Here is a 24308-nt window from a genome sequence, read left to right on the forward strand (position 1 = left end):
ATCAGGCGTACGGAGCGAGCGCGCCCGACCCGGCAGCGTCGACAAAGTCCGTCCACGACGAACGAAGGAAGACAAGTGCGGCTCCCTCAGGGGTCTTTGAGTCGCGGACGCCGACGACGGCCGGGAAGGTAGCGGCTTCGAGGCAGTTGTTCCCGGAGCCGTTGGAGTAAGACGACTTGCGCCAGACCGCGCCGGCTGCCGTCAGCTCGGGGGCAGCGTACATGCGCTTATCAGTCATTGGATGATCTCTCGCTTCAGTTTCTCAAGAAACGCTGGTGTGTCCTCCGGCCCGAGGGCAGAAGCTGTGATGGAGGTGAACATGCGGTTGAAGCGGCCCACTTCACGTGGCTTGTCGCTCACGGACGTGGTGCTCCAGGCGTTGTCCACCTGCACGGTCGTGGGAAGGTTCTGGGTCAGGTGCAGCACGCTGAAGTTCTGCTCGGGGATGTAGCCCCTGACCTTTGACGGGGACAACGGCAGGACCTGGACGGTCACGTTCGGGAGAGCGGCCAAGGAGACGATCTCGTCGTACTGCTCGACCATGGTGTCCGCGTCGCCGATGATTTGCCTGAGCGCGGGCTCCCACAGCACGGCGCGCAGGACAAGCGGATCGCTGGAACGCGTCAGCACCTCTTTGCGGAGCATCCGCAACGCGACGTTCTTGTCGATGAACTCGCTGGTGGTCTCCTCGATCGGCTGGGACTGCCGGAAGAGAGCGCGAGCGTATGCCTCGGTCTGAAGCAACCCGAGAACCAGGCTCGGGTGGAACGCCAAGGTCTCCCGCGCCGCCGACTCGATCCCGACGAACCTGGGCATGCCCGACGGCAGGTTCTTGCGGAACGGCGTCCACCAGTCCTGGCTCGCGGATTCCCGCTGGATGGCGAGGAGTTGGTTGACGTCCTCCTCGGCGGTGACGTCGTACAGCTTCAGCAGCGCCCGAAGGTCGGCGGCGGAGCGAAGATCCTGAAGGCCGGTCTCGACTCTCTGGAGCTTGGCGAAGTAGAGCCCCTCCACGACGTTCCGTTCGACGACGTTCTCCAGGGTGAGGCCCACCCGCTCGCGCAGTTGGCGCAGTTCATGACCCAACTCGATGCGTCGCACCGTCGGCCTGGGCTTTGCTGCCATGCGTCTAGCCTTCCGTCTCATGCGCTCGCCGAAAACAGCGATACGCGCAGTCTGACATGCCATTCGCTCGCCGGAATAGTCCATGCGCGATTCTGCGGCATGCCTCAACTTTGATTTCGAAGAATATTCTCCGCTGTATCCGTTGCGATGTAACTCTCCCATGGGGCACCGTGGTTGAGCCACGGACCGGCGAGCCTCCACGGAGCCTCACCAAAGTCCAGGCACACCAATCTGACGTGCTGGTTCCTCTCCGCCGGCCGTCTGCACCTCCGCTCACGCACGTTGCGGACGGAGACCCTCGCACCTCCAGGGAAGCCGAGGCAGAAGATGCACAGCGCTACCTCCCATCACGGTCTGATCCAGATGAATCGCGACCGCCCGGTCGGCAAGTCCTTCCTTCTGGCCCCCGACGCCTTGCGACACCGGCCGGCGGACAAGTTCCTGCGGAACGCGTGCACGGACCAGCCGGGGTGGGGGCGGGTATATCAGCAGGTCAGGCGTGCGGACGATGTCGTGGTGCCTGCGCACGTCGACGTCGACGCCGGCCGGGACGAGTACGCGGAGGAACTGGCCTGGTTCAGCGCGCACTTGGCGTTCGTCGCGGTGGTCGAGGGAGGCCGGCGGTGAGGGCGGCGGTACGTCCGTCGGCGGCAACCGGTCACGTGTTGGGGCGGTCCCTGATGCTCTGTGCTCGTCTGGTGGGTCTGGCCGAGGTGCGGCGGCGGGATGCCGAGGTGGCTGAGGCCGAGGAGTTCGAGATGGAGATTCCGGCCGAGTGCCGGTACGTCCCGGATGTGCGGCGCAGTGTGCGGGAGTGGTTGACGCGCGGCTGCGGTGCAGGGGGCGGGGAGTTGGAGTTGGTCGTGTCGGAGCTGGTCACCAACTCGGTCCTCTACAGCGGCGCCGACCCGGTGGTGCTGTGGGGCCGGTGTTGGGACGGGTGGGTGCGGCTGGAGGTGCGTGACGGGTGTCCGTCCGTGCCGGTGCGCGGGGAGGAGGATCTTCTGTCCAACGGCGGTCGGGGGCTCGTTCTGGTCGACGCCGTGGTGCAGGGGCTGGGCGGGCGGTGGGCCTTCGCCGAGGGGGACGGTGTGTGGGTCGAGGTCCCGCTCGCCGGCCTCCGGGACACGGGTAACTCCCGTTCCGGGGAGGTGTGATGACGCAGCTCATATATCACCCGGCGGGTCATGACGACGAGCTGCGGATGGCGCTCGTGGAGGTGCAGGCAGGGCATTGGCGGGGCATGCGGGATCTGCTGCGGGTGACGGGCGCGCGATGGAGGTTGCGGACGTCGCGTACGCAGGTGCTGGCGGTGGCGGCGGCCCGCTCGGACGTGGTCGGGGTGTGGCTGCGTGAGGAGCCGGGGTGTTACGACGCGTGGCTGATGAGTGCGCGAGTGGCGGTGGAGCGGGCGTTGCGGGCGCGGAAGCGGGAGCATCCGCAGGCGTTGACGTTGGAGGTGCGAGCGCGGGGTGCGGTGTGGGAGGCGTTGCGTCGGGGGCCGGGGGATCCGGTGGGGTGGGTGTGTCTGATGGCGCTCGCGCAGCTCGATTCCGGGCGGGTGCGGGAGGAGCACCGGGTGGTGTCCGGGGAGGGGTTCCCGCCGGGGCCGTGGGGGCTGCTGGCGGAGGCCGACCGGCTCGACCCGTTCAACCGAGAGGCGTACCACCGGGTGGTGCAGTTCCTGCTCGCGCGGGGCTGCGGGACCTGGGCCTCGCTGGCCGCAGTGCATGACTTCGGCCGCTACGTCACCCTCCAACGCCCGGCTGGGTCGCCGCTGTTGCTCCTTCCCGCCCACGCGTATGTGGAGCGCAGACGCCGGGGCGTGACGAACCGGGCATGGCGGTTCTACTGGGAGGACGGCGCGATGCTCTCCTCCACGCTCGACGCCTTCCACCACTGGTTCCGCGAAACCCCTTTGGTGGAGCGGTCGGTGGCGGATTCGAGTCTGCTCGCGTACGCGCTGTGGGCGGGTGGCCGGCTCCGGGAGGCGGCAGAGGTGTTCGCGGCGCTGGAGCCGTACGCGTGCCACGAACCGTGGGCCTCGGTCTACACCGGGTCCTCGCAGACCGATCCCGGCGAGGCGTTTCTCCTGCGGGCGCGAGCCGAGTCGATGCCGGTGGCCGGGGTCCGTCCATGACTTCCACACCGGCCCTTGCACGGCATGAACCTGTCCATTTTCTCTCTGACGTGTGGTGTGGAGGCTTACCAGTGGCTCGTGTGCGTTCGGACCGCCTCGCGGTCCCCCGGAAACCTGACGAGGTCTACTTGCGGGAGCTGGGCTACAAGCCCAGCGGCAAAGAGACGGGATGACCGACAGCCGGCACAGGAGGTGACACAGCCTCCGGTCCCGGCGGGTTCACCGCCTGCCGGAACCGGAGACCAACGGCAAAGCCTGTCTTCGAGCTGCAAGACACAGGCCGGACTACCCGACCGAAGACATCCCCCGCAGCCAACGTCTCCCACGCTCGACCGGTGACGACCCCGGACGTCCCCGCAGCGGCCCCATCCACTCGCCCGAAGCGCGACGTGCCGCAACCCCACGCTCCCGATCACGAAGGAACTGGTGACCACCCGTATGACTACCGTGCCCCCGGCCTACCGGGTGCCCTTGCCCGACCGCCTCATCGACCTCATCGGCAAACACCTCGACGACCTCCCCAACCCCAAACTCAGCCTGACTGACGGTCAATTGAGCGCGGACGTCGCCGACCGCTACCGGGCCGTGCTCGCCGGGACGCCTGACGCCTGGGCGCTCATCCAGCACCTGCGCGACCTCCTCGACGACGACCAGGGCGAGGGCTTCGGCGTCCTGACCGCCACCCCGCTCCTCGACCACCGCGGCATCGACGACGGCCTGAAAGCCGTCACGGTAATCCTGTCGTGGCTCGCCACACCCCTCAAAACGAACGACACCGAACCCCTGTGGAGCCTTCTCGACGCTGACCCGCAGCACACCGTCGACCAGAGCCCCCTGCATATCGACGCCGTGCACACGGCCCGGCCGCCGGACTACACGGCATTCCTGTGCGGGCGGCCGGACCCACGCGGCGGCGGCCTGAGCCTCGTCTCCCCGATCCACCGGGCCATATCCCGCCTCACCGACGACGAACACGCCCTGCTGACCGACCGGATCCACCGCCCCCACGACACGGACACCACGACCGGCACCGGCACCATCCTCGACGTCTTCCCCGTCCTCGACACCACCCTCCCGCCGGCCGACGGCTACGTCCGCTTCCACCCCCACCTCCTCAAGAACACCGACCCCGCCGACCCCCACACCAGCGCCCTCCACGCCCTGGAACACGAACTCGTCGCCCGCCAACGCCGTATGCGCCTCGCCATCGGCGACCTCCTCATCACCAACCAGCACCTGTGCGCCCACGGCCACGGAGCACTCGGCGGCTTCCAGCACCACCTCCCCGACAAGCAACGCCGACGCATCTGGCGCATCCACCTCCGCGCCAGCGGCCCCACCCCCTGACCCTCATCCCTCAGGCCAGCGCGCGCGGCCACCCCGCGGCCCTGCTCTGGGCCGGGTGGCAGCGGCAGGAGGCCACCCCCACCCACGTCCCGCCCTGCCCCACCTGGCCTCACCATCCGTACAGACCCGCACGCCCCGCCCCACCGTCCGCTGTGCTCAATACCTCACGGAGATCCCGATGAACCACCCCACGGTGTTCGCCCTGCGCCTGTTCACCGACCCCGCCGAAGTCCCCGCCCCGGCCCCGGCACCCGGCGAGCACTTCGACTCCGAACACCAGGTCACCGTCCTGGCCGACGGAACCCCCCGTGCCTCCTCCGCCTACACCACGACCTACACCTGCGACGGCGTGTCGACGCGCTCCGAGCCCGAGGCCATGGACGTGATATCCGCTCCTGCCGGTGGCCTGGAGTGGTAGCGACCGCGCACCCGCAGACCGGGCGTACGCGCCCGGTCTGCGTGGTCACCGAGAACACCGACCCCGCCGCCGACCGCATCGTTCTGGAACTGGCCGAACTCGACGTCCCCACGCTCCGCTTCGACCTCGCCGACTTCCCCCGCCAGGTGACCCTGGACGCGGCCCTCGACGGCAGCCGATGGACCGGCACCCTCCGCGTCCACGGCCGCACCGCCGTGCTGGAGGACATCGGCGCGATCCTGTGGTGGCACCCCGGCAGACCCCGCATCACCACCAACGGCCTGTCCGACGCCCAGGCGCAGTGGGTTCAGAAAGAGGCGACCGCCGGCCTGGTCGGCGTCCTGGCCTCCCTCGACTGCCTCCATCTCAACCACCCCCCGGCCACCCTCACCGCTCAGCTCAAGGCCGACACCCTCGTCCACGCCGTCCGATGCGGCCTTCGCGTCCCTGCGACCTGGATCGGCAACACCCCCGGTCCGGCGCGGGAGTTCGCCCGCACCGGCCCGTCCGGGACGGTCTGCAAGTCACTGGTGACACCGGAGATCCGCCACGGAAGCCGCCGCAGTTCCTTCTACACCACCTCTGTGACCCCCACTCAGATCGACCGGTCCATCGCCGGAGGAGCCCATCAGCTCCAGCACACCGTCCCCAAGGCGTACGAGGTCCGCCTGATCGTCGTCGGCGAAGACATGTTCGCCGCCCGCATCGATGCCCACAACAGTGCGGCACGCCGGGACTTCCGCGCCGACTACACGGCCCTGACGTACTCCCACGTCCTTGTCCCGGACACCGTACGTACCGGTATGACCCGCCTCCTGCACCACTACCGGCTCACGTACGCCGCAGCAGACCTGATCGTCGACCCCCACGACCGCTGGTGGTTCATCGACCTCAACCCCGCCGGCCACTACGACTGGCTCCAGAAAGAACTTCCCGGCCTTCCCATCTCCGCAGCCATCGCCCGCCTCCTCGCCCAACCTCACATCGCGGCGCGGCCGCCCGCCACATGAACACCCCGACCCCACGGGGCCCGGCATTCCCGCCATCCGGCAGGAACCGCCGATACCCCGACGAGATTGGCGGTCGCGGCGCACCGGGGCACGCAGGTTTCTCCGGGTCAGCTGTACTTCCACCGCGTTCCGGTTCCCCGGTACTCCTCCACCGGGATCGGGAGGACGCCCGGCCGCATGCGCTCGCGGTAGAGGACGCCGTCGAGGTGGTCGACCTCGTGAGCGACGAGACGAGCCGCCCCGAGGGAGAACCGGGACAATCTCGTAGTACCGTCGAGTTCGGTGTGGGCGACGACGATGCTCAGCGGCCGGGGAACCCGACCGCGGACGTCGAAGAAGGACAAGCACCCCTCGAACTGCTCGTCGAGTTCAGCGGAAGACTCCTCGATCCGGGCGTTGAGCAGGACCAAGGGCTCGGCGCCGGCATCCGGGGGAAGGACGAGGGCGGCGCGGCGGTCGATGCCGATCTGCGGGGCCGCGATCCCCATCCCCTTGCCGAACGTGTGCAGTCGGCGCACCCGCTCGATCACATCGAGGAGTTCTCCGACGACGCGCTGAGCCTCGTCCGCCTCGCCGGGAAGGTCGAAAGGCCGTGCGGGGCGGGCCAGGACGGGGTCGCCGTCCTGGACGACACCGGCGTTCGCCATGGACTGACTCGCGGAGAGGGTACTCACGGGGACGTTCTCTTTCATGTCGGGGCCGGTTTCCAGGCGCCATTCGAGACGGAAGCGGGCGTGCAGGGGCGGATCCAGGGTGGTCCAGGTGAACACCGTCCGGTCGTCCTGCTCGGTCCGCCGGGGCGGGGTGCGCAGGGGGACGGAGTCGGCGCTCAGCGAGGTCTCGGTGCCCCAGACCGTCGGCCCGGTCCCTACGGGGAAGACGAGTTGCACGGACAGGCGTTGGGTAGGGAGGCGCACGGCTCGCTGGAACCAACGGCCCCACTTGTCCGCACCAACCCGGTAGGAGTAGGTGATTTCCGCGCTCTGGCCCGGGTAGAGAGGGAAACGTCGGGTCGGGTTGCAGAACTGGATCCACACCTCCTTGACCGCGTCCCGGTCGTGTTTCACCGTCCAGTCCATCGGTTCGTCACCGCACCGGGCTTCGAAGGCGAGTTCCTCCCAGGTGAGCGGGGTGCGCCGGTACAGCGCGTTGGACCGCTCCGGGTCGTCGGGGTAGCGGTCCACCGCGATGCGGACCAGGTAGCGGGTGATGGGCTCCGTCCCGTCGTTGCGCAACAGCCGCCGCATCCGCAGGTGGTAGCGGCTGCCGTCGAAAGCGAGCGCCGCCTCGTCCTCCAGGACCACCAGCCCGGCCCCTCCCGAGGATTCGGACAGCTCGGAAGCCGACACCAGGGAGTCACCGGTGCTCTGCCACGCCCTCCACAACGCCCCGCCCGCGTCGAGCTCGGCGTCGACGCTGCGGGCCAGAGCGGAACTCCCGCGCTCCCGTCCGGCTTCAAGGTGGCTGACGTACGAAGCGTCGATGCTGAGCCGGGCCGCGAGAGCACGCTTCGACAGCCCCCGCACGGTGCGCCAGCGCGTGAGTTCCGCCGCGAACCTGCCGCGCCCCCCACTCTCCAAAAGGCCATTCCTCCACGGGAGTTGAGTGAGGACGTGAGTGAGCGGTCCTCACCATCACCTCATCCTGCCCGCCTGGGGCCGAATAGTGCCAGACGCCGGCTACGGGCGTCGCCTTCGCGTCCTTCTCGTCGGCGAACCCGAACGACTCCACCCATCTACCTCTGTAGGGAGAGACGGCATGCGCATTCTCATCACCGGCGGCGCCGGATTCGTCGGACGCCACCTCGCTCTGCTGCTCCGCGATCAGGGTCACCAGGTCACCGCTCTCGACACCTTGGGGGACCCGAACGCGGTCTTCGGGTGCCACGAACTCACGCGGTGGGAGATCCCCGTCGTCAAGGGCGATGTCGGTGACCAGGTGTTGATGCGGCATCTGCTCAACGAACATGAGGCGGTTGCACACCTGGCCGCGCCGACCGTCGGCGTCGAGCAGATGTTGCGCACCCCCGGCACGCAGGTCGCCGCGCTCCAGGAAGCCGCCACTCTGGCCGGCCTACTGACGGCGGATCACACCGTGCTGTACGCGTCCACCTCGGACGTCTACGGACTGCACTCCCAGCACTACGGGAACAGGCCGATGGCGGAGGACGACCTCACGGTGTACGAGAGTCCGTCGGTCAGCCGCTGGAACTACAGCCGGGCCAAGTCGCTCGCGGAGAACCTGTTCGCCTGCTGCCCCGCGCGCACGGTCTGCGTACGGATCTTCAACGCGTACGGTCCCGGGTTCGACCACCCGCAGCCCAGGCGGGTCATCCCGCGGTTCACCGCGGCCGTGCTCGCGGGCCTGCCGCTGCGGGTCAGCGGCGACGGCAGCCAGCACCGAGCGTTCTGTCACATCGACGACCTGGTTGTCGGCATGGCGTGCTCGCTCGACAGTGCCGGGAAGTTCACGCAAGGCGGGAACCTCGCGATGAACCTCGGAAACCCCGACACGTACGTGAGCATCCGGGAGCTTGCGGACCTGATCGCCGAACTCGCCGTCACGGAGGGCTTCGTCGACAAGGCCCCGGAGATCCTGACCGAGGGATACGCCTACTCCGAGCACTTCGACGACACCTGGAACCGGTGCCCCGACATCGGCCGGGCCCGGACGATGCTCGGCTTCGAGCCGACCGTGGGACTACGGGAGGGCCTGCTCGACGTCCTCACGTTCCACGCCGACCGCGATCCCAGCCGGTGAAGGGGAGGGGTCACCGTGCCCACCGTGAAGATCCCCGGCGCCTGGACACCCTCGACCGCAGGGCGCAGCAGCCTGACCGTTCCCGGCGGCACCGTCGGCCAGGTCCTCGACCAACTCACCTCCTGCTACCCCGACTTAAGGAAGCGGATCTTCGCCGGGGACAGGATCGCGAGCTGGACCAACGTCTACGTCGGCGAGGACGACGTACGCGACACCGGCGGACTGGACACCGTCCTCGCGCCAGGAGCCGACGTGACGATCGTGCCCGCCCTGGCCGGCGGCTGACCCTACACCCCTACCAGTCCGCGGAGGCTCCTCATGCGTGTCCTTGTCCTCGGCAGCACCGGCGTACTCGGCACCGCCCTGTGTTCGGCTCAGCGCACCGGGACGGAGATCACCGGCGTGTCCCGCGCCCTGTGCGATGTCACCGACCTCGTGCAGATCGCTGACATGGTGGCGGCCCACCGGCCCGACGCGGTGGTCAACGCCGCAGCCCTGCCCGACACCCGTTCGTGCGAGGCGGATCCACAACAGGCCTGGGCGGTCAACGCCCTGGGCGCCCGCAACGTCGCCCTCGCCGCGAATACCGTCGACGCCCTGTGCGTCCAGATCAGCGGCAACATCGTCTTCCGGCCCTCCCTCCACGCCCGCCACGAGTGGGACCACCCCGACAACCCGCACGGCGTCCTGGCCACGGCCAAGACCGCCGCCGAGGGCTACATCCGCACCCTCGCGGCCAACCCCGTGATCGTCCGGACCGCCTGCCTCTTCGGCAACCGCGCGGGCGGCACTCCCGGAGGACTCGTCGGCCGCGTCCTCAGGCACGCCGCTGACCACACCCCCCTGCACATGACGGCCGACACGGTCACCGACGCCGCATACGCCCAGGACGTCGCCGACGCCGTCCTGGACCTGGCCACCGTCGGCCACCCCGGCATCTACCACCTCGTCAACGACGGCACGACCACGCCTGCCGAACTCGCCCGGAAGGTACTGGATCTGTCCGGACTGCCCGCCGCCGTCACCACCCGCACCAGCGACTTCGAACAGCGGCTGCTGGCCCACGACCTCACCGAGGCGTGCGGCATCCGCCTGCGCCCCCTCGACGAAGCCCTCGCCGCCTACCTCACCCCCGCCCCGGAAAAGAGCCCGGAGTGAACGGCCACAGCCTGCTCTCCATACCGGCCGGAACCCTGATCAGAGGAACCGGCGAACAGGAGCTCGACGCCATCGCCGCCGCACAGCACCTGCCCCGGTCCTGGTTCGAAGACGAGTCCCCGCAGCACACCCTGCCGGTGGACGCGTTCCTGATCGACCGCCACCCCGTCACGAACGCCCGGTACGCCGAGTTCACGGCCACCACCGGATACCGCACCGTGGCCGAGGAACGCGGATTCGGGCTGGTCTACGGCGCCGACTTCTGGGAGGAGACACCGGGCGCTTCCTGGCGTCGCCCCGCGGGTCCGGGCGGGATCCCGGCCGCCGAGAGTCCCGGCCACCCGGTCGTTCATATCGCCTGGCCCGACGCGATGGCCTACGCGGACTTCGCCGGACTGCGCCTCCCCACCGAAACCGAGTGGGAGTACGCCGCCCGCGGCTCCGGGAACAACCGGACCTGGCCCTGGGGCGACGACTGGGACCCGGCCCGCTGCACCACCGCCGAAACCCCCGGGGGCGCCGCAGTCAACGACATGGCGAGTTGGCGCTCCTGGTGGACCGGCTACCGAACCACCCACGTCGTGCCCGGCACCACACCCGTCGGCGCCCACCCGGCCGGTGACTCCCCGACCGGAGTCGCCGACCTGGCCGGCAACGTTCAGGAGTGGACCGCCAGTTTCTATCAGCCCTACGACGCCGCCCGCGACTACGGCGATCTGTACGCGCGCCTCTTCGGCCGCTACCGGGTGATCCGGGGCGGGAGCTGGATGCACTACCGCTGGCAGTCCCGGTGCGCGGAACGCATCGCCGCCGACCCCGCATACAGCAACTTCAGCACGGGTTTCCGGTGCGCCGCCGACCGTCACCCTGACGAGCCGTCAGCGACCGTGAGGGGGCGGCGATGACGCTACAGTGCCCGGCCAAGGTGCTCCCGCCGCCCGTCCCCGCGGCAGCACAGACGGAACCCATCCACCTCGATTCGAACAAGGAACCCTGTGAAGATTCTCATCGCCGGCGGCGCCGGATTCATCGGCAGCACGATCGCCTCAGCCTGCCTCGACAACGGCATCCAGCCGGTTGTCCTGGACAACCTCGCCACCGGACGCCGGGAGTTCACCGAGAGCCGCACCTTCTACCGCGGCGACATCGCCGACGGCGAGCTGATCGACCGGATCTTCTCCGAACACCCCGACCTGCACGCGGTGATCGATTGCGCGGCCCTGATCGTCGTACCCGACTCGGTCGCCGACCCGCTCGGCTATTACCGGGAGAACGTCGCCAAGGGCATCGAGTTCATCGGGCACCTGGTCCGCAACAACTGCCGACGGCTCCTGTTCAGTTCCTCGGCGTCGATCTACCAGTCCGACCCCGCCACCTTCGCCGTCGACGAGGACTCACCCGTCGAGACCCTCAGCCCCTACGCCCGCACCAAGGCCGTCTTCGAGACCGTCCTCAAGGACATCTCCGACTCCGGCGCCCTGAACGTCGTCTCCCTCCGCTACTTCAACCCGATCGGCGCCGACCCCGAGCTGCGCTCCGGCCTCCAGATCCGCAAGCCCACCCACGCCCTCGGCAAGATGATCGACGTCCACCACACCGGCGAGACGTTCACCATCACCGGCACCGACTGGCCGACCAGGGACGGCTCCGGGATCCGCGACTACATCCACGTCTGGGACCTGGCCGCCGCCCACATCGAGACCGTACGCCGCTTCGACGACGTCACCCGCCCCGCCCCCTACCGGGTGATCAACCTCGGCACCGGCAACGGAACCACCGTGCGCGAACTGATCGCCGCCTTCGAGACGGTCACCGGCCGCGCCCTGCCCACGACCGAGACCGGCCCCCGCCCCGGGGACGCCGCCGGCGCCTACACCCGCAGCCACCTCGCCGCCGAACTCCTCGGCTGGAAGCCGCAGTTGTCCCTGGAGGACGGCATCCGCGACTCCCTGCGCTGGTACGACCGGCGCGACCACGTGATCGGCACTGCCGACTGAGCCAACACATCCACCAGGGGAGGGTCCGGGACAGCACGCCCCGGACCCTCCCCTTTCTCCTTTCCGGAGGACCGACCGTGCAACTTCCCCGACCCGTCTTCGAGCCCGTCGTCGACCAGCACGAGAGCTGGCTCGCCCTCAACCCGCGGCAAGGCTGTCCCAAGGCATGCACCTACTGCTTCCTCAAGGACCGGGGCCTCACCCGCGTACGCCCCACGGAACTGGCCGCCGCCGACGACGCCGTACGCCAACTCCTCACCAGCCCCTACTACCACCCCGAGGCCGCCGTCGCCCTCTACACCTGCACCGACGCCCTGGCCACACCGCCCAACCGGCGCCACCTCATCCGCCTCCTCGACGCCCTCGCCGCCGCCCTCGTCCCCAACCCCTTGGTGATGATCACCAAGTGTGCTGTCACCGACGACGTCCTCGACTCCGTTGTCCGCAATCGGGACACCCACGGCCAACGCGTCATCGTCTACCTCTCGTACTCCGGACTCGGCCCCACGATCGAACTGGGCATCGACCATCAGGCCCTGCGCGCGAACTTTCCCCGCCTCCACGCCGCCGGCGTCCCTATCGTCCACTACTGGCGGCCCGCCCTCCCCGACAACTCCAGTCCTGACAGCATCGAGACCGTCCTCGGCCTCGCCACCCGCTACGCCGACTGCTCGGTGTCGATCGGCCTCAAAGTCCCGCCCGGCTCCCGCCACCAGATGGAGGAACTCTGGCCCGCCCTCGCCCACCCCGACCTCGACCCCGAAAGCGCCGACTCCATCTGGCCCGACGCCGACTGGGAAGCCCTCCGCAACGTCCCCGCCCGCTATGCCGGCCACCCCATCTACCAGACCAACTCCTGCGCCCTCGCCCACGTCCTGCACCAGCCCGACCGCTTCCGCGTCCTCGACACACCCACCTGCCGACACGTCAACCGCTGCCCCACCGAGCAACGAACCCTGTGCACCGCCGCTGCTCGCGAGACCCCGCCCATAACCGAGAACGCCATCACCCAGCACCTGACCAAACTCGGCCACCCCGGCATCCCCTACCACTGGGACGCACAGAACAGAACTCTCACCATCGACGTACCCGTCGACCGCCGTGTCTGCCTCAACACCAGCCAGGTCCTCCAACTCACCGTTCACGCGCAACGTCGCCCCCAAGATCCGTACTGGACCAGCCGCTTCAACGGGAGCCGCACCCTCATCGTCGAAGCCGAGCAACGACAATGGCCGCCGACACAAAGCCCATGACGTGGCCTTATGGATCGATCTGGACCCATTCCTGCGCCGGGTCGTATATGGCCCGGGCAGCCACACCGACGGGAGTGGGCCGAGGACGCGGCCGAGGAGTTGGTGCGGAGCCGATGCCGCTCGACCCGGTCGAGTTCGTCGTAGTCGCGGTGCTGCCACAGGAACACGTTCGGCTCCAGCCGCACCCACATGTAGCTCAGGCCGAGGCCGGCCAGCAGGCCCGCGGTGGCGGGCATGTGCTCCAGCAGCGCGGTGGGCCGGGCGACGCCGTCGGTGATCCGTACCTCGGCGGCGTCGCCGGAGGTATTCATCAACGACGTGGTCCACCAGCCTCTGGACTGGAACTCGCCGTACTCCGCCTTCCACGGCGCGGGGGCGGTCAGTACCTCGTGCCGTATCCGCTCGATCAACTGCCCGTCCAGACCGTCCAGTTGGACGATCTGACCGGATAGGGCCGCAGTCGGCTGCACTTCTTCCATTTCCATGATGTCCCTCTCGTTCTCCCGCCCACGGCCGAGGCCCCGGGCATGTGGACAGGGGGTGGAAGGCACCGCATCCGGCCGGATGCCCCTGAGTCCACCGTCGAGGGAACCGTGGATGCCGGGGTCCGTCGGCCGGACGCGGCGCCGGCATCAGAGTGATTCGCCCACGTCACCGCAGGTAGTGCGAGGTGCTCGCGCCGCCTGGGCGGTCACGCCGCCTGCGGCGGGCAGCCGGTCCGCCCGCTTGCGGAAGGTTTCACCGCGCGCCGGGACAGGCAGGAAATCCTTGGTCGGCACCAGCGGCGCGACCCAACGCGCCGCGTGCCCTCGGGGAGGCAGGCCGGTGACACACCAGGCGCGGCAGCAACCGAGAACGGTCCACGCCATCACCTGCGGCAAGGCCCTGCGCGAACGCGCCCTGGGCCAGGGCGGCTCTCCCGACCCCGTGCCGCCGCCTGGCGATGGGATGGACCGTCGCCCAGGCCGTCGCCGCCGCCCACCAAGTGGTCGAGGACGAGAACCTGCCCACGGTGGGACTGTCCGAGCGGTCGTGGAAGGACTGGGAGGCCGGCCGCCTGCCCAGCCCCGGCTACCAGGACCTGCTGTTCCGCCTGTTCGCCACCAACCCCGTCGAGCTGGACTTCGCCCGCGACTACTCACCCGCCCCTGCGGCGAACGAGACCTCTCCTTCCCAGAACGGGAACAGTCCGGATGAAACCCTGTCCGTGGGGGAAGCAGCCCGAGCAGACAAGAGCTCGCGGACCTTCACGGAGGTGGAGGCAACGAAACGTCGCGACGCGGAGAAACTCGCTGGCCTGGCCATGGCGTCCCCGGCCGCCGCAGCACAGATCCTCGAACAAGCCGCCGCCGAGGCCGTGGAGTTCACCCAGCAGGCCGAGGCGTCCTCCCTCGGCTCAGGAACCCTGGACCACCTCGACCTCGCGGTCACCGAGTTCAACCACGCGTACTCCCTCAAACCGCCCAGGGCCGTCTTCGACACAGTGAGCTTCTTCGGGTTGGCCACCGATCAGGTGATGGTGCCGTGAAGCGCAACGAGCGAGGCCCCCGGGCTGTTGATCGAGATGTCTGACGTCTCCATCACGTTGCTCGGGGGCCTCGTTGGTCGTCCATCCTGCCGCACTCGACCTGCCGCATGTGCTCGTCGAGTGGGTCACCATGCTGATCGTCACCCGTGAGGGCGACCGCCGCTGCAAGCTGCGCCCGTCCCAACGCGCGATGGTGGCACTGGTGTACCTGCGGGAACACACCACTCTGGCAAAGATCGCAGCCGGGTTCGGGATCAGCGAGTCCACCGCCCACGCCTACACCAGTGCGGTCGTCGCCCTGCTCGCCGAACGATCACCAGGTCTGCTCAAGGTCCTGCGCGAGACCGATGCGGACTTCGTCCTGCTGGACGGCACCCTCGCCGAGTGCGGCCGGGTCGGCGACGGGCGAGGCGACTACTCCCACTGTGAGGATGGTGGCCGTGTCGTTCTGGCCACGGCTTGACTCGTATTCCCACTGGCCTCTTGTGCCTTGTGTTTGATCTGTCAGCCTGGCCGGGACGGCACGCACCGGCGCTGGGCCGGCGGAGCGTGTCCCGATAGGGGCCTTGGCCTCGAAGGCATCGTCACAGTTCTCACCGCTCCACCGACCGGTGCTGGCTATCGGTACGTCATCGAACAGGAGCACCGTGACCGCCCTCGCCATACCTGCTGTCTTTCCTGCTGTCCACGCTGTTGGGGCTGAGGTCGAGTCGCGCGTAGTGGTGCTGGGCGTCGACACCCACAAGGATGTGCACGTCGCCGCTGTCCTTGACCATCTCGGCCGACTGCTGAACACAGGGGAGTTCCCGGCCACCGCGCCCGGCTACCGCAACCTTCTCGACTGGGCGCGCACGTTCGGCACGGTGCTGCGGGCTGGGGTGGAGTGCACTGGTTCCTACGGTGCGGGCCTGGCTCGCCACCTCGCGGCCGAGCAGGTTCCGGTGGTGGAGGTCAACCAGCCCGACCGCTCGACCCGGCGCCGCCGTGGCAAGACCGACGCCTTTGACGCCGAGTCTGCCGCCCGGGCCGCGCTGTCCGGCATCGCACGGGCACTGCCGAAGAGCGGCGACGGGCATGTGGAAGCGTTGCGTATGCTCCGGTTGGCGAGAACTCCGCGGTCAAAGCCCGCACGCAGGCGCTCAACCAGCTCAAGGCCGTGCTGGTCAACGCTCCGTACGCCCTACGCGAGGAGCTGGAGCCGCTCTCGAATTCGCTGCTGGTCCGCCGGTGCGCAGAACTGGCGGACACCTGCGGGGGCAGTCCGGCAGCCGACACGGCGGTCTTCACGCTGCGGCTGCTGGCGCAGCGCGTCGTGCAGCTTCGGCAAGAAGCCACCGAGCTCGGAAGGCGGATGACGATAGCGGTCCGGGCTACCGCGCCCAGCCTGCTGGAGCAGCTCGGGATCGGACCGGACAGTGCGGCAGCCCTGCTGATCACTGCGGGCGACAACCCGGAACGGCTGGGCAGCGAGGCTTCCTTCGCCGCCCTGTGCGGTGTCAGCCCTGTTGAGAAATCCTCAGGGAAGAGCCCAGGGTCCCTTGCATGATCGAGGTCTGTCCGGATTCATCCGGTGAGGCCGAGGGCGGCCAACGGTCACTGCTGGACGAGTTCTTGGCGTGACCGGGGGCATCAGCGAGTGCGGTCGGCGTTGTCACTCCGCTCCGCGCGGCGGGAGCAGCGGAGGGGTACCGATCAGGGGCTCGACCTCGTACGGCTGCTGGGTGAGGTAGCGCAGAAGTTTCTCCACGCCCGTGTCGTCGATCGGGTCGACGGTGTAGTGCGTGACGGCGTGGCCGCCCAGATAGTCGGGCAGGTTCTCGCGAGAGCCGTCGGGCAGGATGACGCGCAGGATGCGGCGGTACCAGGTATCCGGACGGGCGTATACCTCACTCCTGATGCCGCGCGCCTCCCAGATCACGCCCTCTCCGGCACCCGGGGTCTCGGTGCCTTCGGCGCGGCGCTTGTAGGCTGGCGACGCGATCACAAGGACGTAGTCCGCAGCCCGGAACTCGCCCTGCATCCAAAGCGCCCAGTCCTGCGGCTCCTCCGCCGCAGACAGGTCCAGCCGTGCGTCGACCCCCCGTGCACGCAGCAGCAGCCACAGCGCCCGTACACGCTCGGCGTGGACACCGCCGTCGTTCTCGTGTGCGTAGGAAATGAACACCCGGGGCGGGGCACTCAGTCCGAAATAGTTCAGTACCACGGTCGGTGTCACCGTCTCTTCTGGTAGGAGCCGGGGGCGACGCGGTGCGTCGGACGGGCGGGCGTGTTCCAGGACCGAGGCCAGTTCCTCGGGTCGCAGAGACGCGAGCAACTCCACCGCACGCTGATCCCGTACGGCGCGGGACACCTTCTCCTCGGCCGTCGCACCGGAAAACGGGTCCAGGACCTCGGCTGTCCTCGCTGGGGTCAGCACCGTGGTGACGACTTCCCCGAGTCGGGTTTCAGGCGTCCATCTGGCGGCTTCCCTTCGCGCGCCCTGCCACCCGGCCAGCACCTCACCGGTATCCTCGTGGGTCTGCTGCACGGCCTTCCGGAGCGTCGCGTTGGCTTCGGGAAGCAGGTCACGCCCGTACCGACCGATGGTGGCCTCGATCAGGTCGGGCGGGGTCTCGTATGGAATAACACGGGGGTCGTACACATAGGGGTAGACCAGCCCGCGAACGGCTTCGTCGTATTCGTCCAGCGCCGCGCCGAGACGTTCCGCGACCACCAGACCGTCCTTGAGCGCCGAAATGTCCACCGATTCACCGAAAACGGTCTCGGAACTTTTCTGCATCTCGGCCTGGAGTTCCGCTCGTACCTTTTCGAGATAGTCGGCTGTGTCCTGTGTAAATGACGCGCGACTCTCGGGAACCGTCTTCGTTCGGCGGGCGTCCGCGAGCAGCACTTGGGCGAGAACGTCCCGATGGTGGAAATAGACCTTGTTGGATGCGGCGAAGCGGTTGCCGGAATCCGCGCTCCGGTCGCGCGTGGCAGCGACCAGCCTGGCGGACGAGGCGAGGAACTGCCGGAGGCTGTTCTCATCGCGCTGGCCGCTGGGAAGCAAGCATTCGTGCAGCAGCGCGGGAGGGGTCCACTCAAGAATCCAGCTAGGACATGTGCGTTGGTACTTGCGCACACCGCCGACCACATGATCGCGGAGCTTGTCTGTGGCTGTGAGCCACGTGGGTTCGGAAGGTGCCACTTCGTAGTGGCGTGCGAGGTATGCGCGCACGTTTTCCGCGGTGTCTTCCGCCGTTGCCGATAGAGGGCAGTGCCCGATCGCTGTCCAGAAGGCGGTGTAGTCCCTCTTCTCCTGCTCTGCGTCCGACTCGTCCGCCCGCTGCAGGGGCTGGTGGAATGTGCGCCACGCGCGGCGCAGGCGAAGGAACTGGTGCGTGGAGAATGGGGAACCGCCGATGTGCCGCCACCACATGAAGAGTTCGACGTCTGGTGGAACGGGCGGGGGATCGGTCTGAAGGGCGGCGGAGGCCGCCTCTATCGCCTGCCGAAGCTCGGGGGAGAGTCCGGCTGGTTTTCGGCGGCTCAGCCGGCCGAGGAGAACGGAGATCTCGTACGGGTCCGAGGTGTCCTGGAGAGAGCGGGCGAGCACGGAGAGTTTCCGCCCGGTCTCCTCCCGGGATTCGAGCTCCCTGCCTCGCTGTTGCAGGTTGTAAAGCTCTCCGTTGATCCGCCAGTGCATGCGGGACCGGAGGGGGAGCCTCTGGAGCGTCAGCAGGGCTTCGGCTGGGCTCTCTCGTGTGATGCGTGCACACTCCGCGAGCGTGCTCAGGCTGAGCCAGTCGCTCTTGCGTTGCTCAGGCTCGCTCTGGATGGACTGTAGGGAACGACGGGCCTGCGCGGCCAGCCGCTGAATCTCTTGCTCGACCGAGGACCAGCGCGTCAGGTCGAAATGGTTGGTCTCGTAGAACGAGTCGATCCAGCCCCGGACGCGGGCGTAGGCCTCGGCAGCAGTCAGGTCCCCGATCGGCAGGATGTGGTAGTGCGGGGCTCCGAGGTCGGTGAACATGAGCAGACAGGGCACATGGCGTCCGATGCCCAGGGTCTGCGCGAACCTGACCGAGGCCTCGACTCCCGGGATCGCCAACTCCGAGAAGCGGTACTCGTTGCTGAGGTGCGTGTGGACATCCCGCGCGCCCGTGAAGGGCGTGAACGCAGCGGGGCGCAGAACCCGCCAGGGGTCTCCCTCCCAGTCGAGCGGCTGATGCCGGCGGGGCGAACTCCGCAGGGCGCGCTCCAGCAGATCGAGGAACGATCGCCTTTGCGACCGGCCGAAGGCACGGGCCTCCTGGAAGCGGTACATCGCCTGCTCCGGGATCTCGGAGAAGAAGACGAAGCGGACCCGGTGCGCGGTCGCGATGCTGAGGTCCACTCCGTGGCGCAGCAGGAACTCCCTGGACAGCTCGCCGCTGTCGCCGAGGAACAGAATGGTCCAGCCGAATCCGTCGCTCAGGGAGCGGTGTCCGCTGTCCAGCCTGAAGGCGTAACGAAAGACGTCGTCCGCAGAGCGAGCACGAAACCCCATTCACTCACTGTAGATGGCGGGCAACGGATCCGTGATGCGGATAGGCGAATTCTCCGGGGCGTGAGTTGAGGCTGCCCATGCGCAATCAGCATGGTTCTCACGCACTTCGCGGGTGTGGCTGACAAGGTGGCACTGGCCTGGGGGCGTTCCCGGGGCAGGACCCAGGGGCCGTTGCGTGATCACGTTTCGTCCGGAGTGCCGTGCTGGCCCAGCCCGGGAGGGGACACCCCGGTTCGGGCAGGGGGCGGACGCGGTGCAGGCGCAGTCTCAGTGATCATGTGAGTGTCGAAGTCCCATGAACACCTGGCGAGTCCGTGCCTGCTCCTGCATCTTCCCCCATGCCCACCGCGCTGGCCCAACTGGGCCGGACTGTTGCGCCGATCCCGCTGGCGGACGCGGTCGCACTGTCCGGCTTCCTGGACCTGGTGCCCGACCCGCGAGGCGCCCGTGGCCGCCGCTACCGGCTGTCCGCCCTGGTCGCCGCAGCCGCGGCGAGCGTCCTGGCCGGTGCCCGCTCGCTCACCGCGATCACCGAATGGATCAGCGACGTCCCCGCGTGGGCCTGCCGGGTTCCCGGCTTCCCCACCGACCCGCTCTCCGGCACCGTGTCCGTCCCGCACCCCCACACCCTGCGCCGTCTGCTCGTCCAGCTCGACGGCGACGCCCTGGACCGGGCGACCGGCGCCTTCCTAACCGCCCGCGCCACCCCGGCCGGCCCCGGACCGCGGGCGATCGCCGTTGACGGCAAAGCTCTGCGCGGCTCGCGCACCCATGTCACCGGGCACGTCACCCTGCTCGCCGCGATGGACCACAGCAGTCACGTCCTGGCCCAGCGCCAGGTCGCCGACAAGAGCAACGAGATCCCCGCCTTCCGGCCCCTGCTGGACAGCGTCGACCTGACCGGCACGGTCATCACCGCCGACGCGCTGCACACCCAGCACGCTCACGGCACCTACCTCCGCGAGCGCGATGCCCACTACATCGCCCAGGTCAAGGCCAACCATCCCGGCCTCTTCGACCGCGTCCGCCGCCTGCCCTGGCGCGAGATCACGCTCGACCACCACGACCGCACCCGCGCCCACCACCGTCTGGAGATCCGGCGGCTGAAGACCGCCGCCTTCGCCCACCTCGACTACCCCGACGCACGCCAGGCCCTGCAAGTCGTGCGCTGGAGGAAGGACTTCACCAGCGGCAAGCTCACCATCGAGCGCGTCCACCTGATCACCAGCCTGCCGCCCGGCGCCATTACCGGCGCCCAGCTCGCCGACTGGATCAGAGGCCACTGGAAGATCGAAAATCTTCTGCACCACGTCCGCGACCGCACGCTCCGCGAGGACGACTCCAAGATCCATGCCGGGCATCTCCCACGCATCATGGCCGGCCTGCGCAACCTCGCCATCAGCGTCCACCGTCAGGACGGCCACACCAACATCGCCGCCGCCCTACGTCACACCGCTCGCGACTGGCGAAGGCCCCTGGCCGCCCTCGGCATCACCGGATGAACCCGGACAGACCTCGATCATGCAAGAGACCCTGGGGAAGAGCCAGCGCCGCCGGCTCAACCGCGGCGGAGACCGGCAGGCTAACGCCGCGCTGCACCGCATTGTGGTCACCCGCATGCGACAAGACGAGCGCACCCGTCTCTACCTGGAGCGACGCACTGCCGAAGGAAAGGGAAAACGCGAGGTCATGCGCTGCCTGAAACGCTACACAGCCCGCGAGGTCTACCACCTGATCCGCGCCGACATGATCGCGTGCCACCAGCAGCCTGATACCGAAGCGATCCTGATGACCGCAGCTTGACGAACATAGGGGCATCAAACACCGGCGCCACGGCGTGAACGTGCAGGTCGTCACCGACCCGGCTGGCCGGCTGCTGTGGCTCTCACCCGCCCTGCCGGGCCGCACACACGACCTGACCGCTGCCCGCACCCACCGGATCATCAGAATCTGCGAGCGCCAGGGCAAATGACTACCGGCATCAAGATTCCCGACAGAGTCGCTCACTGACGACTGAAGCTGAGTGAACGAGCGTCTTCCTGATCATCTGGTCAGGTCGGATCAGCAACGGGTCAGCACGGTTCGAGCACACTGACGGAATGTCTTCGCCATCGCTTCACACTGCTGAGGAGAGAAGCATGAAGAAAAGGCAAGCATCCCTGACGGTCGGCACACGCGTCGCCGCCCTGGCCCTGGGGCTAGGTACGCTGGTCACCGGTTTGTTCCCCGGTTCGGCATCGGCCTCGGGTGCTTCGGTCTCCCAGTCCGGCATCGCTGCCGCCGGCACCGAGTTCGTCAGCCTGGGGACACTTCGCTGCCTGGATTCCAACGGCAGGGGCGACGTCTACACACTCCGTTGCAACTACGGGGAATATCAGAGGTGGGAAGGGACTGCCAGCTTCAATTCCCTTGGTTCGATCCGGAATGTGGCCACCGGGTTGTGCTTGCAGCGCCCCGCCAGGGGCCCAGGGCCGATCATCGCCGACCGGTGCCGTTCCGGGTACGGACCTCAGATGTGGACACTCCGGACCACGGGCTCTCCCGAAGCCGAGGTCCACAACGGCTCGATCTGCCTCGACAGCAATGCGGCCGGAAGTGTTTACGCACTGGGGTGCAACGGCGGCAACTACCAGAAGTGGTACCGGGTTTATCGCCCGGCGTGACCCGTCTGCCCGCTGACCGCCGTCGTGGAAGACGGGGGCGGTCCGAGGTTGTGTCCGGGGCGTGCCGCTCGCGGTGCCCGCGCCGGCGCTCGGCCACCGGCGTCAGGTCCACCGGCCGCCGGCGAACACCCAGGTGGGCGGCCTGATTCGAGGACCGTTTCGACGCCAGTGACCCAACGGCACGCTGAGCCGAACAGAGGCACCTTGCCACTCGGCCATGTGACCGTGCTACCGAAGTGGAACCTCTACGGTTACACGGCCGGTCTCTTCGGCTCCCCAGCCCCGCCATGCCCTCAGGAGACAGCGGTTAGAAGGATACGGAACCAGCAGGGCCCCTCGGTCGCCGGCGTGATGAGTGAGATCACCAGGCCAACGACGAGGGGCCCTGCCCTGTCACGCCTCTGTCCACCAGCCCATTTACACCTGCGAGAAGGATGAAAGAGGTCCACTCACCGGCACTGCCCATGGCATCCCGGGACGACCGGCACGCCACCCCTGCCGCACGGCGACGACACCGCGTCCTTGCACTCCTCCAGGAAGACCCCACGCGTCTTTGACAGCCCCGCGCCATCGCTGCCCGCTTCGGCGATATCACCCTGGAGAGCATGTGCAGGCAACTGAATCGATGGGCCGTCAGCAGCCTCATCCACAAGCTCGGCCCCTGCCTCCACTCCGCAACATCATGGTCTCCAGCACCACCTGTGTGACCTGCGAAAACGTCAATTACCCGGCATTGGGCCAAGGCCCATAGGCGAGGTCGACGCTGTAGCCCTCGGCGGTCAGACCGGTGTGCAGGGTGTGAGCAAGGTCCACCTCGCCTTCGACCACCAGGATGCGCATGTCGTGCGGCCTCGCACAGCGCCGGCCCGCCTTCCTGATCGTCCGGTCAGGTTGGGTCAGCATCCGGTCAGCGAGGTCCCGGCACACTGGCGGAGCTGTGCTCGAACACCTCGGCTTCATCAAAAAATGGAAAGAATCTCTCCTGTGACCTACAAGCGACTCCTCCGACGAGTGGCCGTGCCGGCAGCGGTGGTGGCCGTCATAGCGGGCGGCAGTTTAGCTTCCGCGCCTGCCGCGAGCGCCGCCCCTGGCGACTGCCCTGACCACTATGTATGCATTTTCCAGCACGCGAATTACGAGGGGCGCTGGATCGGTAATCTCAAGGGTCATGACCGCCCCAATGTCGGTGACTACATGAACGACCGAGCGAGTTCCATCATCAACAACACTAATTACTGGATCAGGTTCTACGAGCATGCGGGCTACGGAGGGGCCAGCTTCTCGATGAGTGGACGCACTCAGATTCCCAGACTGGGGGACTGGAGCGACAGCATCAGCTCATGGAAACAGCCTTGCGAGTGGCGGCCCATCATATGTGCGTAGCTGTTCAGCAGGGGTGACGGAAGGTCAGGGCGGCCTGGCCAGCGACGTTACGTATGCCGGAAATCGGCCTTCTCGAGGCCGGGATTCGGTCGCGTCCTGTTGAGCTGGGGTGATATTTCGGCTTGACTGACTGGTCACGGTGAGAGGAAGACGCGACTCCCGATTACGCGAGGCCGCCAGTTCTTGCCTTATTCGTGCGTGCCCGGCCATCCGGCGCACACGACCCGTCAGATGTGCGCGGCACGCCATCCATAACTTGATCGCCACAATCGATCGGACTGAAAAATGAGCAGAATTCTCGCAGCCCTTATACTTTCCGCCGCAGGAATCTTCAGCTTCGCGACAGTTTCGTCCGGCGGCCCCTGCGACCACCTCCGGCCGGGCACGTACGCGTACTACGAGTGCAAGGCCAAGCACCAGTTGGGCTGATCTGACCGGCGAGCGGCACCCTGATCCTGAAGACCAGGGTGCCGGGGCGCACGGCCAGGAGCCCCTTCGCGTGGTCAGCGACCATAGAACGCCGCTGACCACGCGAGTCTGCCATGTCCACAGCGCTCCGCTCACCGACTCCGTCAACACCCGGTGGCCGCTCACACGCCGGGGTGGCCGCTGAAGCGGCTCAGTGCACACAGGTGTGACCGCAAAACCGGCGCAGCACCAGGATCTCTTGGCGGAATGGGCCCAGGGACCGCGACCTTCTCGGTGTGCCGATCTCACAGCGGCGCGCGGCTGTCAGGCGGCGCGAAGTCGTACGGCCGTCCCCGAAACCGCCGCGGCGCCCGGCCACCGGAGCCCACATACACCTTCCCGTCACACCTGATGACCTGCGGCAGCACCACACGGTCGTTGCGCCGGCCCGCCTCGGCGAACCTCCTGTGAGGTAAGGAAAGTTGGGTCACAATGTGGTCATGTCCACGGTCTTAGCCTCGATCTTTCGTGATGGGCCGCCGACGGAGTCGGGGGCCCATTTCGTTGTCGGTGGCTGAGGCCGGGCAGGT

General features: G+C 68.1%; 22 protein-coding genes and 5 pseudogenes. 22 read left to right on the plus strand and 5 right to left on the minus strand.

Annotated elements, in window-relative coordinates; translation table 11 throughout:
• Window position 1: 1 nt before the first annotated feature.
• Complete coding sequence (locus tag ACLZOT_RS09290; RefSeq protein WP_416968287.1) at window positions 2-238, minus strand: DUF397 domain-containing protein; 237 nt, start codon at window positions 236-238, stop codon at window positions 2-4.
• Window positions 235-1125, minus strand: a complete 891-nt coding sequence (locus ACLZOT_RS09295; RefSeq protein ID WP_416968288.1) for a helix-turn-helix domain-containing protein — start codon at window positions 1123-1125, stop codon at window positions 235-237. The genes ACLZOT_RS09290 and ACLZOT_RS09295 overlap by 4 nt, the downstream gene beginning before the upstream one ends.
• A 363-nt stretch (window positions 1126-1488) precedes the next feature.
• On the opposite strand from ACLZOT_RS09295, the gene ACLZOT_RS09300 reads away from it, so the two are divergent.
• The 6 genes from ACLZOT_RS09300 to ACLZOT_RS09325 all read left to right on the plus strand — a co-directional run bounded on the left by ACLZOT_RS09300 (window position 1489) and on the right by ACLZOT_RS09325 (window position 6040).
• Window positions 1489-1752 carry a hypothetical protein gene (locus ACLZOT_RS09300; protein WP_416968289.1) on the plus strand — a complete coding sequence of 88 codons (264 nt, stop codon included), beginning with the start codon at window positions 1489-1491 and terminating at the stop codon, window positions 1750-1752.
• A gap of 53 nt (window positions 1753-1805) precedes the next feature.
• Window positions 1806-2282, plus strand: a complete 477-nt coding sequence (locus ACLZOT_RS09305; RefSeq protein ID WP_416968290.1) for an ATP-binding protein — start codon at window positions 1806-1808, stop codon at window positions 2280-2282.
• Window positions 2282-3265 carry a hypothetical protein gene (locus tag ACLZOT_RS09310; RefSeq protein ID WP_416968291.1) on the plus strand — a complete coding sequence of 328 codons (984 nt, stop codon included), beginning with the start codon at window positions 2282-2284 and terminating at the stop codon, window positions 3263-3265. Before ACLZOT_RS09305 ends, ACLZOT_RS09310 begins: the two co-directional genes overlap by 1 nt.
• Before the next feature lie 438 nt (window positions 3266-3703).
• Window positions 3704-4612: a TauD/TfdA family dioxygenase gene (locus tag ACLZOT_RS09315; protein ID WP_416968292.1), complete on the plus strand. Its 909-nt coding sequence runs from the start codon at window positions 3704-3706 to the stop codon at window positions 4610-4612.
• Window positions 4613-4790: 178 nt separating this feature from the next.
• The gene (locus ACLZOT_RS09320) at window positions 4791-5030 is read left to right on the plus strand and encodes a hypothetical protein (RefSeq protein ID WP_416968293.1); all 240 of its coding nucleotides are present in this window, start codon (window positions 4791-4793) and stop codon (window positions 5028-5030) included.
• Window positions 5024-6040 (plus strand): MvdC/MvdD family ATP grasp protein, encoded by a 1017-nt coding sequence (locus ACLZOT_RS09325; RefSeq protein WP_416968294.1) that lies wholly within the window; start codon window positions 5024-5026, stop codon window positions 6038-6040. Before ACLZOT_RS09320 ends, ACLZOT_RS09325 begins: the two co-directional genes overlap by 7 nt.
• Before the next feature lie 107 nt (window positions 6041-6147).
• Here the strand turns inward: ACLZOT_RS09325 and ACLZOT_RS09330 are convergent, their stop codons facing one another.
• Window positions 6148-7620, minus strand: coding sequence for a peptide deformylase (locus ACLZOT_RS09330; RefSeq protein ID WP_416968295.1), 1473 nt, complete (start codon window positions 7618-7620; stop codon window positions 6148-6150).
• A 178-nt stretch (window positions 7621-7798) separates the two neighbouring features.
• Here ACLZOT_RS09330 and ACLZOT_RS09335 point away from each other — a divergent pair, with 178 nt between their 5' ends.
• The 11 genes and pseudogenes from ACLZOT_RS09335 to ACLZOT_RS09385 all read left to right on the plus strand — a co-directional run bounded on the left by ACLZOT_RS09335 (window position 7799) and on the right by ACLZOT_RS09385 (window position 16282).
• Window positions 7799-8800, plus strand: coding sequence for an NAD-dependent epimerase/dehydratase family protein (locus ACLZOT_RS09335; RefSeq protein WP_416968296.1), 1002 nt, complete (start codon window positions 7799-7801; stop codon window positions 8798-8800).
• Between the two features lie 15 nt (window positions 8801-8815).
• Window positions 8816-9085 carry a MoaD/ThiS family protein gene (locus tag ACLZOT_RS09340; protein WP_416968297.1) on the plus strand — a complete coding sequence of 90 codons (270 nt, stop codon included), beginning with the start codon at window positions 8816-8818 and terminating at the stop codon, window positions 9083-9085.
• A gap of 33 nt (window positions 9086-9118) precedes the next feature.
• Entirely contained in the window at window positions 9119-9958 is an 840-nt protein-coding gene (locus tag ACLZOT_RS09345) for an SDR family oxidoreductase (RefSeq protein WP_416968298.1), read from the plus strand.
• Window positions 9955-10863 carry a formylglycine-generating enzyme family protein gene (locus ACLZOT_RS09350; protein WP_416968299.1) on the plus strand — a complete coding sequence of 303 codons (909 nt, stop codon included), beginning with the start codon at window positions 9955-9957 and terminating at the stop codon, window positions 10861-10863. Before ACLZOT_RS09345 ends, ACLZOT_RS09350 begins: the two co-directional genes overlap by 4 nt.
• Before the next feature lie 90 nt (window positions 10864-10953).
• On the plus strand, window positions 10954-11955 hold the full coding sequence (gene galE / locus ACLZOT_RS09355) for a UDP-glucose 4-epimerase GalE (RefSeq protein ID WP_416968300.1): 1002 nt from the start codon (window positions 10954-10956) through the stop codon (window positions 11953-11955).
• 77 nt (window positions 11956-12032) lie between these two features.
• On the plus strand, window positions 12033-13208 hold the full coding sequence (locus ACLZOT_RS09360) for a hypothetical protein (protein WP_416968301.1): 1176 nt from the start codon (window positions 12033-12035) through the stop codon (window positions 13206-13208).
• Between the two features lie 113 nt (window positions 13209-13321).
• Window positions 13322-13660 carry a hypothetical protein gene (locus ACLZOT_RS09365; RefSeq protein WP_416968302.1) on the plus strand — a complete coding sequence of 113 codons (339 nt, stop codon included), beginning with the start codon at window positions 13322-13324 and terminating at the stop codon, window positions 13658-13660.
• Window positions 13661-14151: 491 nt separating this feature from the next.
• Complete coding sequence (locus ACLZOT_RS09370; RefSeq protein WP_416968303.1) at window positions 14152-14736, plus strand: hypothetical protein; 585 nt, start codon at window positions 14152-14154, stop codon at window positions 14734-14736.
• A 73-nt stretch (window positions 14737-14809) separates the two neighbouring features.
• Window positions 14810-15160, plus strand: a pseudogene (locus tag ACLZOT_RS09375) (helix-turn-helix domain-containing protein); the annotation flags it as partial.
• A gap of 325 nt (window positions 15161-15485) precedes the next feature.
• Window positions 15486-15788: pseudogene (locus tag ACLZOT_RS09380) on the plus strand (IS110 family transposase); the annotation flags it as partial.
• Between the two features lie 104 nt (window positions 15789-15892).
• Window positions 15893-16282: a transposase gene (locus ACLZOT_RS09385; RefSeq protein ID WP_416968304.1), complete on the plus strand. Its 390-nt coding sequence runs from the start codon at window positions 15893-15895 to the stop codon at window positions 16280-16282.
• Between the two features lie 105 nt (window positions 16283-16387).
• On the opposite strand, the gene ACLZOT_RS09390 is transcribed toward ACLZOT_RS09385, so the two are convergent.
• Window positions 16388-19264, minus strand: a complete 2877-nt coding sequence (locus ACLZOT_RS09390) for a toll/interleukin-1 receptor domain-containing protein (protein ID WP_416968305.1) — start codon at window positions 19262-19264, stop codon at window positions 16388-16390.
• Window positions 19265-19602: 338 nt separating this feature from the next.
• Between ACLZOT_RS09390 and ACLZOT_RS09395 the strand changes: the two genes are divergently transcribed.
• The 4 genes and pseudogenes from ACLZOT_RS09395 (at window position 19603) to ACLZOT_RS09410 (ending at window position 21927) form a co-directional block, all read left to right on the plus strand.
• Window positions 19603-20766 carry an ISAs1 family transposase gene (locus ACLZOT_RS09395; RefSeq protein WP_416968306.1) on the plus strand — a complete coding sequence of 388 codons (1164 nt, stop codon included), beginning with the start codon at window positions 19603-19605 and terminating at the stop codon, window positions 20764-20766.
• Between the two features lie 34 nt (window positions 20767-20800).
• Window positions 20801-21067 (plus strand): annotated as a pseudogene (locus tag ACLZOT_RS09400) (IS110 family transposase); the annotation flags it as partial.
• Window positions 21068-21083: 16 nt separating this feature from the next.
• Window positions 21084-21230: pseudogene (locus ACLZOT_RS09405) on the plus strand (transposase family protein); the annotation flags it as partial.
• A 172-nt stretch (window positions 21231-21402) separates the two neighbouring features.
• Window positions 21403-21927 (plus strand): RICIN domain-containing protein, encoded by a 525-nt coding sequence (locus ACLZOT_RS09410; RefSeq protein ID WP_416968307.1) that lies wholly within the window; start codon window positions 21403-21405, stop codon window positions 21925-21927.
• A gap of 747 nt (window positions 21928-22674) precedes the next feature.
• Here the strand turns inward: ACLZOT_RS09410 and ACLZOT_RS09415 are convergent.
• Window positions 22675-22767, minus strand: a pseudogene (locus tag ACLZOT_RS09415) (response regulator transcription factor); the annotation flags it as partial.
• A gap of 126 nt (window positions 22768-22893) precedes the next feature.
• Between ACLZOT_RS09415 and ACLZOT_RS09420 the strand changes: the two are divergent.
• Complete coding sequence (locus ACLZOT_RS09420; protein WP_416968308.1) at window positions 22894-23310, plus strand: peptidase inhibitor family I36 protein; 417 nt, start codon at window positions 22894-22896, stop codon at window positions 23308-23310.
• Window positions 23311-24308 lie beyond the last annotated feature (998 nt).

The organism is Streptomyces sp. 4F14 (assembly GCF_048159485.1).
In the GTDB taxonomy this organism is placed as follows: domain Bacteria; phylum Actinomycetota; class Actinomycetes; order Streptomycetales; family Streptomycetaceae; genus Streptomyces.